This window comes from Streptomyces sp. NBC_01384 (genome assembly GCF_045040035.1).
Lineage (GTDB): Bacteria > Actinomycetota > Actinomycetes > Streptomycetales > Streptomycetaceae > Streptomyces.
The window spans coordinates 2,643,610-2,657,721 of the sequence record NZ_CP109559.1 but is presented as its reverse complement, the minus strand read 5'-3'; the positions used below and the strand labels follow the sequence as shown (position 1 = coordinate 2,657,721).

Genomic DNA, 14,112 nt, shown 5'->3' with positions numbered 1-14,112 from the left:
CGGACGGGCTGAACGATGCGGGCCCGCGCCCCGCCTCGGGGGCTCGGGGCTGTGACAGGGTGCGGCTCCGCCGCGTGGGCGGGCCCAGCCCCCACGGGCCGGCAGCCAAGCGATTCGGGGCGGGCGGGGGATCGGGGCGCCGCCCCGCCCTCGGAGCGCGGGGCTGCGACATCGTGCGGCTCCGCCGCGTGGGCGCGAGCGGCCCCACCGGTCCGCAGCCGACGAACACACCCGGGGTCTGGGGCGGAGCCCCAGGGGCGGGATGGCGGGGTCCCCCGCTGACCCGCTACGCCGACGTCCGTTCCACCTCGCGCGGCCTCAGGTCGGCGTTCTCCAGGACGTCACGGAGATGCCTCTCGGCGACCGGCAGCACCTCCGCGATGGTGACCTCGCGACCGAGCTCGTACGCCAGCGACGTCACCCCCGCGTCCCGGATCCCGCACGGGATGATCTTGTCGAACGATGACGTGTCCGGATTCACGTTCAGGGCGAAGCCGTGCATCGTGACGCCCTTGGCGACCCGGATGCCCATCGCGCAGATCTTGCGGTCCTCGCGCCGCTGCCCGGCGTTGGAGGGCGCGTACTCGGGCCCGTTCAGACGGGGGTCGAACTCCTCGTCCGTCAGCCGCGGGTCGAAGTCGAGGGAGAGGCCGCCGAGGGAGGGGCGCGATGCGACCGGGTCACCCAGGACCCAGACACCCGCCCGGCCCTCCACCCGGCTCGTCCGGACGCCGAACTCCGCGCAGACCCGGATCATGGCCTCTTCGAGGCGACGCAGGTGGGCCACCACGTCCACCGGGCGCGGGAGCTTCTGGATCGGGTAGCCCACGAGCTGTCCGGGCCCGTGCCAGGTGATCTTGCCGCCGCGGTCCACGTCCACGACGGGCGTCCCGTCGAGGGGGCGCTCGCTGTCCGCCGTACGCCGGCCCGCCGTGTACACCGGCGGGTGCTCCAGGAGCAGACAGGTGTCGGGGACCTCGTCCAGGAAGCGGGCGGCATGCACACGGCGCTGCTCGTCCCAGGCCTCCTGGTACTCCACGGCCTCGGCACCGAATCCCTTGCGGACGAACCGCAACTCACTCACGGCAAGTGCCTCCCTAGAAGCCTTGAAATCTTGGTACGGCAACCGATGGGCCCGTTGTCCGGTACGCGAAAGAACCTTTCGTCAGGTACGTAACGCGCCCACGCCACTGTACGTCCGGGCCGCCCTCGTCAGCCCAGCGGTCAATCCTCACACGATCGGATGAATCGGTGCCGAAGACTGCGACGACGCGCTCACTCTCCGCTACATTCGCGCCGTTCATGAGGCCATAAGGGCTGCTCACAGGCAATCCGGGCACCCAGTGATGTTCGGAAGGCAGGAGACCGCACCGCAGATGACGGAACGACCCGCGCAGCGCACTCCCAACCGCCAGCTCGCCGCGCTCATCGCAGAAGCGGGGTTCTCCAACGCAGGTCTCGCCCGTCGGGTGGACCAGCTCGGCCTCGAACACGGACTCGATCTGAGATATGACAAGACATCGGTCACCCGGTGGCTGCGCGGGCAGCAGCCCAGGGGCACCACTCCGGCCCTCATCGCCGAGGTGTTCACCCGCCGCCTCGGCCGTCGGCTCACCGCGCAGGACCTCGGGCTCGACGCCTGCGCACCCGTCTACGCGGGCCTCGAGTTCGCCGCGAGCCCCGAGGAGGCCGTCGACATCGTCAGTGGGCTCTGGCGCAAGGACTCCGGCAGCCATGCCGAGCTCCGCAAGATCGCCTTCACCCCGGCGGGACTCGTCGTCCCCAGCCGGGACTGGCTGATCGGCCGGGCCGACGACCGGGTGAGCCGCGGCGAACCGGCCGCCACGCGCATCCCCGCCCAAGGGCGGCCCGCCTCCCCCACGTTCCCGGCTCCGCTCGAACAGGGGGCACCCCCGTCCCGTCGGCGCAGCCAGACCGAGCGCGGCCCCGGCCAGAAGGTCACCGGCGGTGACATCGCCGCCCTGCGCTCGGTCGGCGAACTGTTCCGCGCCCTCGACCACGCCTACGGCGGCGGCCACGCCCGCCAGGCCCTGGTCCGCTACCTGGAACACGAGGCCGAGCCGATGCTGCGCGGCACGTACGGCGAGCAGACCGGACGGCGCCTGTTCGCGGCCGCCGCCGACCTCACCCGGCTGGCCGGCTGGACCTCGTACGACATCGCCGCGCACGGACTCGCGCAGCGCTACTTCGTGCAGGCGCTGCGGCTGTCACAGGCGGCCGGGGACCGGGCGTACGGCAGTTACGTCCTGGTCACCATGAGCCGGCAGGCGGTCTACCTCAGCCACGGGCGCGAGGCCGTGCAGTTGGCCCGAGTCGCCCAGCAGGGCGTCGGCTCGTCCGCGCCACCCGTCGTCCAGGCGCTGCTGCACTCCGCCGAGGCGCGCGGGCACGGCGTGCTGGGGGAGGTGCGGGCCTGCACGGCATCGCTGGTGCGCGCCGAACGCGCCCTGGAATCCGCCCGTCCCGGCGACGAGGCCCCGTACTGGGCGCGGTTCTTCGACGAGGCACAGCTCGCCGACGAGTTCGGGCACTGCCACCGGGATCTGCAGCAGTTCCGGGCCGCGGCACAGCACGCCGAGCGCTCGCTGCAGTTGCGGGCGCCCGGGTTCGCGCGCAGCCGGCTGTTCTGCCGGGTGGTGCTCGCCTCAGCACGGCTCGGGCTCGGGGAACTCGACCAGGCCTGCCAGCTGGGTGCGGAGGCCGCGGGGCAGGCGGCCGAGATGCGGTCGGTCCGGGCCGTCGAGTACGTACGGGACTTCGAGCGGCGGCTCGAGCCGTACCGGGACGCGGCGCCCGTACGGGGCTACCGGGACCGGGTGGCGGCCCTGGGCTGACCGAGCTGAGCCGACCCGACCGATCCGACCGACCCGACTCAGGCCGCCGCCTCCAGGTGGTCGTCCAGCGCGGCCGGACGGGCGCCCAGGTCCATCAGCAGGGCGTGGGCGGCCCGGCGGCCCGAATGGAGGGCGCCCTGGACCGTGCTGGTGTCCCGGTGGTCCCCGCAGACGTACAGGCCCGCCAGGAGGCGTACCGGGCGGCGCAGGTCGTGCGGCGGGGGCATCGCGGGGACCGCGTCGCGGGTGTGGTGGACCGCGAGGAGTTCCCAGCGGGCCGTCGACGTGCCGTAGAGGCGGGCCAGCTGGGCGCGGACCGCCGTGTCCAGGTGGCCGGCGGCCGGGGGAGTGCCCAGCACGGTCGAGGAGACGAGGGCCCGGCCGGCCGGGGCGCGGGACGGGTCGACCTGGCTGATGACCGCCGTGTGCGCCACCGGGCCGCTCCGGTCGGCGTCCAGCAGCAGGGCCGGGTCGGTGAGCGGGGGCTCGTCCGTGGTGTGGTGCAGGACCGTCATCGGGTGGAAGGCCGGGACATGCAGACCGGGCAGCAGCCGGGCGGCGGCGCGGGCTCCGGTGGCGAGCAGGATGGCCCGGCAGGTGAGTTCGCCGTGTTCCTTCGTCGTCACGGTGGTCGTGGCGACCGAGGTGACCTCGACGCCTGTGTGGACGGTGCCCGGGGGGAGGGAGGCCGCGAGGAGCTCCGGCAGGGTGTCCGCGCCGCCCTCCGGCAGACACAGCCGGCCCGACGCGAACGAATGCAGGGCCAGGTCCGCGGCGCGGCTGGAGGTGGTGAGGTCCGGGTCGCACAGCAGCGCGGCGAGCAGGGGGCGCAGAAAGCCTTCGGCCGGGCGGGGCGGCAGGCCGCGGAGGGTCAGCGCCCGGGTGGTGGGGAGGTCCGGGCGGGTCAGGAGACGTGCGGGTGGGGTGGCGGCGAGGCGGGCGAGGGCGGTGGCCAGGCGGGTCTGGTCGAGGTGGCCGCCGAGGGGGCCGGGGCGGGAGGCCTGGCTCCGGGGGAGACGGGGGGCGCTTGCGAGGGCGCGTGCGGCGGTGAGTGCGCCCCTTGCGCTCCGGGGGATGGCGGGGGCGGCGGCGCGGTGGTGACGGCCGTCGCTGTGCAGCAGCACGCCCGGGGAGAAGGGGCGCAGGGCCAGGGTGTTCAGGCCCGGGGTGCGCTGCAGTTCGGGGTACGAGGTGGACAGGAGCCGGCCGATGCGGTCGAGCCGGAAGCCGTCCACCTTCTCCGTCGTCATGCGGCCGCCCACGGTGGGGGCGGCCTCCAGAACCTTCGTCGTGAGGCCCGCCCTGGTCAGGTGCTGGGCGGCCGCGAGTCCCGCGGCTCCGGCCCCGACGATGACGACGTCCACGTCCGCCTTGCTTACGGGCTCTAGCACGTGCCCCTCCTCGAGGTTGCGCGGCCGGTGGGGAGGTCATGCCCCCGACGGGCCCTGGGAATACCCGAGTTCGGGTCGAGGGTAGGTGCGTGGGTGAGCGGGTGCAGTCGCGCGTCGGGCGTGCACAGTCGCATGGGGGCGCAATCTTTTGACGCGGGGTCAGTGCAAGGCCGCCCTCAACGCTCCCTCGATCGACGGGAAGGCGAACGTGAAGCCGGAGTCCAGGAGGCGGGTGGGGAGGACGCGTTGGCTGCCCAGGATGTCGCCGGACATCTCGCCGAGGGCGAGGCGCAGGAGCGGGGCCGGGGTGGCGAAGACGGTGGGCCGGTGCAGGACGCGGCCCATCGCCTCGGTGATCTCACGGTTGGTGAGGGGGGCCGGGGCGGTGAGGTTCACCGGCCCGGACAGCGACTCCGTGTCGATGAGGTGCCGGATCGCGGCCACCTCGTCATGCACGGAGATGAAACTCCAGTACTGGCGGCCGTCCCCCATGCGCCCACCGAGCCCCGCCTTGAAGAGAGGGAACAGTTTCCCCCAGGCCCCGCCCTCACGGGCCACCACCAGCCCCGTACGGGCGAACACGGTACGGATCCCCGCCTCTTGGGCCGCGGCCGTCGCCCCCTCCCACGCCACACACACTGACGGCAGGAAACCCTCCCCGGCCGGCGCCGACTCGTCCACCGCCCGGTCGCCCGTCTCGCCGTAGAACCCGATGGCACTGCCGTTGACGAAGACCCGCGGCCGCTCGTCGAGCGACGCCACCGCCTCGGCCAGCGTGGCCGTCCCCCGCACTCGGCTGTCGCGAATCGTCCGCTTGTACGCGTCCGTCCAGCGCCGCGAAGCCACCCCCGCCCCCGCGAGGTTGACCACCGCCGCGCACCCGGCGAGCCCCCCGGCGTCGATCCGCTGCCCGTCCGGGTCCCACCGCAGCTCGTCCTTCCCGCGGGGTGCCTGGCGGACGAGGCGGACCACCTCGTACCCGTCGGCGGTCAGGGAGCGCGTCAGCGCCGAACCGATCAGGCCGGACGCACCGGCGATCGCGATGCGGGACCTACGGGAATCCGGTGCAAGCGGTGAGTCGTTCATGTGTCCATCCTGCCGCGTGACCCGGGGAAAGACGGGACGGGGCCCGGTACGGCCGCCGTACAGTGACCCTCATGCCGGTACCGCACATACGCCTCGCGACCCTTGACGACGAGGACGCGCTCGGCCGTCTCGACCGCGCCACCTGGTCCACGCTGCACGCCGTCCAGCCGCGCCCCCAGCCGCCGTACGAGCCCTTCTATGACGAGCGGTTCGGGCCGCGGGACCATCTCGTCGCCGACCTCGACGGCACCCTCGTCGGCTACATCCGGCTGGGCTATCCGACGTCCCTCGCCTGCAACTCCCATGTCCGGCAGATCCAGGGACTCGTCGTCGCCGAGGAGGCACGCGGCGCCGGCCTCGGGCGGGCGCTGCTGCGGGCCGCACAGGACGAGGCCCGGCGCCACGGCGCCCGGCGGATCTCGCTGCGCGTCCTCGGGCACAACACCCCGGCGCGGAAGCTGTACGAGTCCGAGGGGTTCGTGGTGGAGGGCGTTCTGCCCGAGGAGTTCCTGCTCGCCGGCGAGTACGTCGACGACGTACTCATGGGCCGTTGTCTCTGACCGGCTCAGCCCGGAGGCCGACAGCCCGGAGGCCGGCGGTCATGAGGGCGGCGGTTACGAGGTGACCAGGTCGCCCGTGTCCACCGGTGCCGTCGCGGTGGCCGCGCGCCGGCCGTCGCCCGTGACCTCGTCCGCCGTCAGGACGTACCCCGTCTCGTTGTCCGAGGTGGAGCGGGCGAAGACGACGCCGTACACCCGGCCGTCGGTGGTGAGGAGGGGGCCGCCGGAGTTGCCGGGACGGACGGTGGAGCGGATCGAGTAGATCTCCCGGGTGACCATGCTCGTGTTGTAGATGTTCTGGCCCCGCGCGTTGATCCGGTTCGCGACCGTGGCCGCCTGGAGGTCGAGGCCGCCGTCCTGCGGATAGCCCGCGACGACCGCGGAGTCGCCGCGCTTGGCGCTGTCGTCGAAGCGCAGGAGGGGAACCCGCAGGTCCGGTACGTACAGCACCGCGACGTCCTTTTGCGGGTCGAAGAGCACCACCCGCGCCGCGTACACCCGGCCCACGCCGCCCACCCGCACGGTCGGGCTGTCGATGCCCGCCACCACATGGGCGTTGGTCATCACATGCTGCGCCGCGTACGCGAACCCGCTGCCCTCCCGGCCCTGGTTGCCCGCGGCGCCCTCGATCTTCACCGTGCTCAGCTTGGCGGCGTTCGTCGCGGACTCGGTCACGCTGTCCCCGGAGGGCTTCGCCACGCCCGCCGTCGGCTCGTTCTCGAACGGGTTGAAGACCTGTGGGAAGCCCGCCTCGGTGAGCGCCGAGGTCGCCCGCGAGAACCAGGTCGGCGTGGTGTCCGGCATCGCGTTCTGCACGGTGCCCAGCAGCGCCGAGTTGCGGATCGACTGGGTGATGAGGGTGGAGGAGGAGGCGCCCAGGACGCTCGCGGCCACCCAGGCCACCAGCAGCACGGCGACCGTGTTGGCCGCGGCACCGCCGACCCCGTCGGCCACCCGCAGCGGCCCCTGGTCCAGTTCGCGGCGCAGCTTCAGCGCCAGCCGGCCCGCCAGCTCGTGGCCCACCACGGCGGGCACCAGCACCGTCAGCACCGCCGTCAGCGTCGCCGCCGACGTTCCCGCCGTCACCAGGTCCATCATCCACGGCAGCACCCATACGCCGATGACGGCACCGCCCACGAAACCGGCCAGCGAGACACAGCCGGCGACCAGCCCGCGCCGGTAGCCGGACGCCGCGTAAGCCAGGATCACCAGCAACAGGAGGATGTCGAGCAGGTCCACGGAGCCGCCTTTCTCTTGGGCCCCCTAGTACGTGCGGGGCGGGCCCAGTGATCAGGCACGCGCGCGTGGCCCCGGGAAACGGGCACGCGTGCGTGGATCTGTAAAAACGTCCCGGACCAGGAAGATGGTTCCACCGGGTGGCACAGCACACATCGCGAAGGGCACGGAACCGGGTCAGGGTGGCTCCATGCGTGTCTTCCGAATGGTGCGGGGAGCATGGACGCGGCCCGCCTGGGAGGCGCGGGCGAGGCGTTCCGTCCGGATCGTGCTCGCGTGCGTGCCCGGTCTGGTCGCCGTGCTCGCGCTGTCGCTGTGCGCGGTCGGTGTGAACCGTACGGCGGTGCGCCCCGAGCGGGGTCCGGTCGCCGCCCGGCCCGCCGTCACGCACGCCGCGGTCCGGCCGGTCATCGTGCCGCGGTCGCGCTGGCTGGACGCCAAGAGCGCGCACTCCCAGCCGCCCGCCCGCTACGACGACCGGGTCGTCGCGGTCTTCGTCCACCACACCGACTCGCCGAACGGCTACGACTGCGCCGACGTGCCCCGCATCATCCGCTACCTCTACGCCGGTCAGATCGGCGTCCGGCAGTGGGACGACATCGGCTACAACTTTCTCGTCGACCGTTGCGGAACGATCTACGAGGGGCGCGCGGGCGGGGTCGACCGGCCCGTCACCGGTGCGCACACCCAGGGGTTCAACCATCGCACCGCCGGGATCGCCGCCATCGGCACGTTCACGGCGGGGACGCCGGTGCCGCGGGCCATGACCGAGGCGATCGCCGCGATCGCCGCGTGGAAGCTGGGCCTCGCGGACGTCGACCCCCGCGCGGACGTCCGCCTCGTCTCCAGCAACAACCTCAGCCGTTTCCGTGTCGGGACCACGGCGGTCCTTCCCACCCTGTCCGGTCACGACGCCGGCTTCATGACCAGCTGCCCCGGCGCCGCGCTGACGGCCCGCCTGCCGGAAATCCGGGAACAGGCCGCCCGCCTGCAGGGCCGCTGACCACGGGGCGGAACACCACCCACAGATGGACCACAGGCGAGTCAAGGGTCCCTCAGATCACCGCCTCCTAGCCTCTTTCTCGTAACGCCGACTGGAGGTGGGGAAGATGAACAGCAGTCGCACCAGGAACGTGAACGCAACGGGCCGTTGGACCAAGGCGCTGAGGAACTCGTGGACCGTGGCCGGTGCCATGGTGACCGTCCTCGTGGGCCCGGCCGCGGCCACGGCGTCGGCGCTCGACCGCGCCAACGCCGCACCCCCGTACCACGCCCACGAGACACACCCCCCGTACGCGACTCCGTACGCCACCCTCCCTCAGCCCCTGAAGCGCTCCCACAACTTGGGATAGCGCTCGGCGAGGACGGACTCGTTCTCGAAGTCGAGCGGCGTGCCCTCGGGCTCGGGCGACGCCGGCGGAATGCCCAGGTCGGGCGCGACGACACCGGTGAGCTGCTCGTACGCCTCGTCCGCGGCGTAGCCGAGCGCTTCGCCGTCGCCGTCGAGGTCCTCGTCGAAGTCGTCCAGGACGTCGGCGAGCGAGTCGGGGTCGTGCACCGCGCCCTCGAACACCTCCCGGCCCTGGCCGATCAGCCAGCACCGGAAGAAGTCGAAGGCGTCGTCGCTCGCCCCGTCGAGCAGAACCCACGCCGCGCCCCACAGATCCCAGCGGTAGGCGCGGTTGTAGCGGGCCTCGAAGTGACGGGCGAAGTCCAGTACGTCGTCCGGGTCCAGCTGGACGAGCCGTTCGACGAGCAGGTCGGCGTGGTCCTCGGGGTCGCCCTCGACGGCCTCGCGGGTCGTGTCCACCAACTCCCAGAACTCCGTCTCGTCCATCACGGGTCAAGCATCGGGCCTGAAGGGAAGTGACGCACGCGGAGTGCCGCAGATTGTTATGTGTGCACATGCCGACGGTAAAACCGGCAGGTACGGGGGATGTCCGGCGTCAGCGGTAGAGCGCCGCCAGCCGCGCCGTGTCCCGGGCGAAACGTTCGCGCAGCGCCGCCGGAGACAGCACCTCCACCTCCGGCCCGAGCCCCGTCAGCTGCGTGTGGGCGACCTCCTCGGACTCGACGGGGAGCGTGACGGTCACCCGGCCCCGCCCGTCGGGGGCGCCCGCTCCTCCCAGCGCCTCTCGCGCGGACGCGGGGCCGACGACGTACGGAAGTCTCCGGGCGCCCTCCGCGGAGAGCCGGACGACGGCCTCGGCCCGCAGCAGGGACCGCGCGAACTGCTCGGCCCGCCCCACCGACAGCGAAGGGGCCCGGCAGTCGCCGCGCCCCTTCGTCCGATACCGGCCTTACAGCCCGTAGCGCTCCCGCGCTTCCTTCACCGCCGAGGCTTTGACCTCGCCCCGTCGCGCCAGCTGCGCCAGCGCCGCGACGACGATCGACTGCGCGTCGACGCCGAAGTGGCGACGCGCCGCCTCACGGGTGTCGGAGAGGCCGAAGCCGTCGGCACCGAGCGAGGAGTAGTCCTGCTCGACCCACTGCGCGATCTGGTCCGGGACCTGGCGCATGTAGTCGGAGACCGCGAGGACCGGGCCCTCGGCGCCCTGCAGCGCCTGGCGGACGAACGGCACCCGCTCCTCGCCGCGCAGCAGGGCCGCGTCGGCCTCCAGCGCGTCGCGCCGCAGCTCCGTCCAGGACGTCGCGGACCACACGTCCGCCGCCACACCCCACTCCTCGGCGAGCAGCCGCTGCGCCTGGAGGGTCCAGTGGATCGCCGTGCCGGAGCCGAGCAGCTGGATGCGCGGAGCGTTCGCCGCGGCCACGTTCAGACCCGCCGACTCGGCCGTGTTGAAGCGGTACAGGCCCTTGACGATGCCCTCGTCGATACCGAGGCCGGCCGGCTTGGCGGGCTGCGGCATCGGCTCGTTGTAGACCGTCAGGTAGTAGAAGACGTTCGGGTCCTCGCCCGGGGCCGCCTCGCCGTACATCCGGCGCAGACCGTCCTTGACGATCGTCGCGATCTCGTACGCGAACGCCGGGTCGTAGGACAGGGCGGCCGGGTTGGTCGCCGCGATGACCGGGGAGTGGCCGTCGGCGTGCTGGAGGCCCTCGCCCGTCAGCGTCGTACGGCCGGCCGTGGCGCCGACCAGGAAGCCGCGGCCGAGCTGGTCGCCGAGCTGCCACATCTGGTCGGCCGTGCGCTGCCAGCCGAACATCGAGTAGAAGATGTAGAAGGGGATCATCGCTTCGCCGTGGGTGGCGTACGCGGTGGACGCGGCGATGAAGTCCGCCATGGAGCCGGCCTCGGTGATCCCCTCGTTGAGGATCTGGCCGTCCTTGGCCTCCTTGTAGTACATCAGCTGGTCGCGGTCGACCGGCTCGTACGTCTGGCCCTTGGGCGAGTAGATGCCGAGGGACGGGAAGAGGCTCTCCATGCCGAAGGTGCGCGCCTCGTCGGGGACGATCGGCACCCAGCGCCTGCCGGTCTGCTTGTCGCGGACCAGGTCCTTGACCAGGCGGACGAAGGCCATCGTCGTCGCCACATTCTGCGAGCCGGAGCCCTTGTCGAAGGACGCGAACGCCTTGTCGGCGGGGGCGGGCAGCGGGGCGAGGGCGTGCGTACGGCGGGCCGGGGCCGGGCCGCCGAGGGCCGCGCGGCGCTCCTGGAGGTAACGGACCTCGGGGGAGTCGGCGCCCGGGTGGCCGTAGGGAACCTGGCCGTCGACGAACTGGCTGTCGGAGATGGGCAGTTCGAGCAGGTCACGCATCTGCTTGAACTCGTCCGTCGACAGCTTCTTCATCTGGTGGTTGGCGTTCTTGGACGCGAAGCCCGTGCCGAGCGTGAAGCCCTTGACCGTCTGGGCCAGGATCACCGTCGGCGCGCCCTTGTGGGCCAGGGCGGCGCGGTAGGCCGCGTACACCTTGCGCGACTCGTGGCCACCGCGGGAGAGGTGGAAGCACTCGGTGATCTTGTCGTCGCTGAGCAGCTTCGCCATCTCGACGAGCGCCGGGTCGGCGCCGAAGAAGTCCTGGCGGATGTAGGCGGCGTCGCGGGTCTGGTACGTCTGCACCTGCGCGTCGGGTACCTGGCGCAGGCGGCGTACGAGCGCGCCCGTGGTGTCGAGCTGGAACAGCTCGTCCCAGGCCGAGCCCCACAGCGACTTCACGACGTTCCAGCCGGCGCCGCGGAACTGGGCCTCCAGCTCCTGCACGATCTTGAAGTTGGCGCGGACCGGGCCGTCGAGACGCTGCAGGTTGCAGTTGATGACGAAGGTCAGGTTGTCCAGGCCCTCGCGGGAGGCGAGTGCGAGTGCGGCCGTCGACTCCGGCTCGTCCATCTCGCCGTCGCCGAGGAACGCCCACACGTGGGACTGCGAGACGTCCTTGATGCCGCGGCTGGTCAGATAGCGGTTGAAACGCGCCTGGTAGATCGCCGACAGCGGGCCGAGGCCCATCGAGACGGTCGGGAACTCCCAGAGCCAGGGCAGCCGGCGCGGGTGCGGGTAGGACGGCAGACCGTTGCCACCCGCCTCCTGGCGGAAGTTGTCGAGGTGCTGCTCGGTCAGCCGGCCGTCGAGGAAGGCGCGGGCGTAGATGCCGGGGGAGGCGTGGCCCTGGATGTAGAGCTGGTCGCCGGAGCCGGGAGCCTCCTGGGACTCCTTGCCCTTGAAGAAGTGGTTGAAGCCCGTCTCGTAGAGCCAGGCCGCGGAGGCGAAGGTGGCGATGTGGCCGCCGACGCCGTGCTTCGCGCCCCGGGTCACCATCGCGGCCGCGTTCCAGCGGTTCCACGCGGTGATCCGGGCCTCCATCGCCTCGTCGCCGTCCACGACGGGCTCGGCGGCGGTGGGGATGGTGTTGACGTAGTCGGTCTCAAGCAGCTTGGGCAGCGCGAGACCGTTGCCCTCGGCGCGTTCCAGTGTGCGGCGCATCAGGTACGCGGCACGGTGCGGCCCGGCCGCCTGGGTGACGGCGTCCAGGGAGGCCTGCCATTCGGCGGTCTCCTCGGGGTCGCGGTCCGGGAGCTGGTCGAGCTCGCTCGGCTGGATTGCGGTGGGGTCGGTCATTGCGCCGCCTTCCGGATGCGGAGGGGGGTTCCCTCATCGGCAAGGGGTTTTCGGGGGTGCCCTTTGTCTTTGGCAGGACAGGGCGGCGGGCTCTGGTGGAAGCCCGTCGGTGACTGTAACCCCCTGATCGATGATCGATCAAAGAGGGGAAGGGTAAAACCTCTCCAGATCGAGAAAGTCGGCACGGGGTGCCTTCATGGCAGGCACCGGGTGCCTTGGATTCCCAGGGTTTTCCCAGGTGAGCAAGGGTGTGCTCGGCTGTGTCAAGGGCGCGGCGCGCAGCCCAGTACGTGTGCCTTCACCAGGTCGGCGATCAGTGGATCCCGGCGCCGGAATGCGTCCACGAGCGCCTCGTGCTCCTCGGCGTACGACTGCTGGACCGTGCCCAGCCAGCGGATCGACAGGGCGGTGAAGACCTCGATGCCCAGGCCCTCCCAGGTGTGCAGGAGGACGGAGTTGTCCGCGGCGCGCACGAGTTCGCGGTGGAAGGCGACGGTGTGACGGACCTGGCCGGTGCCGTCCGCCAGCCGGTCGGCCTCGTACAGCGCCGCGACGTGCGGCTCCAGGGCCGAGCAGTCCTGGGCGAGCCGCTCGGCCGCCAGCTCGGCCGCGATGGCCTCCAGACCGGCCCGTACGGGGTAGCTCTCCTCCAGGTCGGCGGCGGTCAGGTTCCGCACGCGGACGCCCTTGTTGGGCGCCGACTCGATCAGCCGCAGCGACTCCAGCTCGCGCAGCGCCTCCCGCACCGGCGTCTGGCTGACCTCCAGCTCGGTCGCGATCCGCCGCTCCACGATCCGCTCGCCCGGCTTCCAGCGCCCGCTGACGATCCCCTCCACGATGTGCTCGCGGATCTGTTCGCGCAGCGAGTGGACGACGGGCGCGGTCATGAAGGCTCCTTCGGGAGGGGCTTTGAATTAAGTGCTTCGGCCCGGAGGGCCTCGTTGAGGGGTGGTGGTCGGGCGACGGGCGGGACCTGAGGGCGTTTGACGTTTAGACAATAAGGCCGCATCCCTCTCGGAGAGAGGCGCACGGGGGCGCTTTTATGCAGGTGAGACGAGACTTACACGCCCCCAGGGGGGCCGCCTTTGTAAAGACCCGTACCGGGTGGGGCCCGGAGGCGTCACGTCCGTGTCACCCGCGAAACCCGCGGGCCCCGCACGGTGTGTGGGTCGGCACAAGGGTTTCGGCGCAGGGGTTCCCGCAGGGTTCCCACGGGGCGCTCCCATGAAGGCCAGGGGGATGGCATGGGGGATGGCATGGGCGGATGGGGACGGAAGCGGGGAATCCGCTGGGGGATCGCGGTCGCGGCGGCCGGGATGGTGGTGGGCCTGACGGGATGCCGGCCCACGGACACGGAGGCGGCCGCGCAGCCGAGCGTGACGCGGTCGCACGGCACCTCGGGCGCATCCGCCGGGCAGCCGGCCGGTCCCGGCGGGGCCTGTGTCTTCGTCAAGCCGGACGGCGCGCAGAAGTTCGGGCACACCGGCTGGGGCTTCCGGATCACGGGCACGGACCGCTGGGTGTACGGCGCGGTGGAGAACCCGACGAACGCGCTCTACATCGCGCCCGGCCACGACATCGGCGCCTGGCACGCCGAGGGCACCTACGCCCGGATGCTCGGCGACATGTCCCGGGACGCGCACTTCCCTGGCAGGTCCACCCATCCGTACAGCCGCTACCGCTGCACGTCCTCGTCGACGAGTGACGTGACCGCCGCCCGCGCCATGATCCGTACGGTCGAGGGGCGCGGCTTCCTCGTCGGCGTCGACCCGGAGACGGGTGACCTCGGCTCGCGCGACTGCCTGGACGCCACGTACGACGTCCTCAGGGCGTACCGGACGCGGCACCTGACACCCGCGTACCAGACGGAGATCCCGAACATGTGGGTGGAGACGCTGGTGCTGTGGTCGGACCACACCCTCACGCCGCGGTGATTCACGCCGCGGTCACTCACTGGGGGATGAAACGC

12 protein-coding genes and 1 pseudogene are annotated in these 14,112 nt (G+C 72.1%); 5 read left to right on the top strand and 8 right to left on the bottom strand.

Annotated elements, in window-relative coordinates:
- Positions 1 to 286 precede the first annotated feature (286 nt).
- Positions 287 to 1,126, bottom strand: coding sequence for a lipoyl(octanoyl) transferase LipB (gene lipB, locus OG747_RS11970; RefSeq protein WP_405879303.1), 840 nt, complete (start codon positions 1,124 to 1,126; stop codon positions 287 to 289).
- A gap of 250 nt (positions 1,127 to 1,376) precedes the next feature.
- Between lipB and OG747_RS11965 the strand changes: the two genes are divergently transcribed.
- The gene (locus OG747_RS11965; RefSeq protein WP_405879302.1) at positions 1,377 to 2,855 is read left to right on the top strand and encodes a regulator; all 1,479 of its coding nucleotides are present in this window, start codon (positions 1,377 to 1,379) and stop codon (positions 2,853 to 2,855) included.
- A gap of 38 nt (positions 2,856 to 2,893) precedes the next feature.
- On the opposite strand, the gene OG747_RS11960 is transcribed toward OG747_RS11965, so the two are convergent.
- Entirely contained in the window at positions 2,894 to 4,246 is a 1,353-nt protein-coding gene (locus OG747_RS11960) for an NAD(P)/FAD-dependent oxidoreductase (RefSeq protein WP_405879301.1), read from the bottom strand.
- Between the two features lie 159 nt (positions 4,247 to 4,405).
- Positions 4,406 to 5,332 carry a TIGR01777 family oxidoreductase gene (locus OG747_RS11955; RefSeq protein WP_405879300.1) on the bottom strand — a complete coding sequence of 309 codons (927 nt, stop codon included), beginning with the start codon at positions 5,330 to 5,332 and terminating at the stop codon, positions 4,406 to 4,408.
- A gap of 71 nt (positions 5,333 to 5,403) precedes the next feature.
- On the opposite strand from OG747_RS11955, the gene OG747_RS11950 reads away from it, so the two are divergent.
- On the top strand, positions 5,404 to 5,892 hold the full coding sequence (locus OG747_RS11950; RefSeq protein ID WP_405879299.1) for a GNAT family N-acetyltransferase: 489 nt from the start codon (positions 5,404 to 5,406) through the stop codon (positions 5,890 to 5,892).
- A 54-nt stretch (positions 5,893 to 5,946) separates the two neighbouring features.
- On the opposite strand, the gene OG747_RS11945 is transcribed toward OG747_RS11950, so the two are convergent.
- The gene (locus OG747_RS11945; protein ID WP_405879298.1) at positions 5,947 to 7,131 is read right to left on the bottom strand and encodes a MarP family serine protease; all 1,185 of its coding nucleotides are present in this window, start codon (positions 7,129 to 7,131) and stop codon (positions 5,947 to 5,949) included.
- A gap of 202 nt (positions 7,132 to 7,333) precedes the next feature.
- Between OG747_RS11945 and OG747_RS11940 the strand changes: the two genes are divergently transcribed.
- Together OG747_RS11940 and OG747_RS11935 are read left to right on the top strand one after the other, a co-directional pair.
- Positions 7,334 to 8,131 carry a peptidoglycan recognition protein gene (locus OG747_RS11940; RefSeq protein WP_405885513.1) on the top strand — a complete coding sequence of 266 codons (798 nt, stop codon included), beginning with the start codon at positions 7,334 to 7,336 and terminating at the stop codon, positions 8,129 to 8,131.
- 106 nt (positions 8,132 to 8,237) lie between these two features.
- Positions 8,238 to 8,480, top strand: a complete 243-nt coding sequence (locus tag OG747_RS11935) for a hypothetical protein (protein WP_405879297.1) — start codon at positions 8,238 to 8,240, stop codon at positions 8,478 to 8,480.
- On the opposite strand, the gene OG747_RS11930 is transcribed toward OG747_RS11935, so the two are convergent.
- From OG747_RS11930 to OG747_RS11915, 4 genes and pseudogenes are all read right to left on the bottom strand, one after another.
- Positions 8,447 to 8,968, bottom strand: coding sequence for a DUF4240 domain-containing protein (locus tag OG747_RS11930; RefSeq protein WP_405879296.1), 522 nt, complete (start codon positions 8,966 to 8,968; stop codon positions 8,447 to 8,449). The genes OG747_RS11935 and OG747_RS11930 overlap by 34 nt on opposite strands.
- Before the next feature lie 106 nt (positions 8,969 to 9,074).
- Positions 9,075 to 9,374 (bottom strand): annotated as a pseudogene (locus tag OG747_RS11925) (WYL domain-containing protein); the annotation flags it as partial.
- Between the two features lie 54 nt (positions 9,375 to 9,428).
- A complete protein-coding gene (gene aceE / locus OG747_RS11920; protein ID WP_405879295.1) occupies positions 9,429 to 12,143 on the bottom strand; it encodes a pyruvate dehydrogenase (acetyl-transferring), homodimeric type in 2,715 nt (904 codons plus the stop codon).
- 263 nt (positions 12,144 to 12,406) lie between these two features.
- A complete protein-coding gene (locus OG747_RS11915; RefSeq protein ID WP_405879294.1) occupies positions 12,407 to 13,030 on the bottom strand; it encodes a GntR family transcriptional regulator in 624 nt (207 codons plus the stop codon).
- A 357-nt stretch (positions 13,031 to 13,387) separates the two neighbouring features.
- Here OG747_RS11915 and OG747_RS11910 point away from each other — a divergent pair, with 357 nt between their 5' ends.
- Positions 13,388 to 14,077 (top strand): hypothetical protein, encoded by a 690-nt coding sequence (locus OG747_RS11910; RefSeq protein WP_405879293.1) that lies wholly within the window; start codon positions 13,388 to 13,390, stop codon positions 14,075 to 14,077.
- Positions 14,078 to 14,112 lie beyond the last annotated feature (35 nt).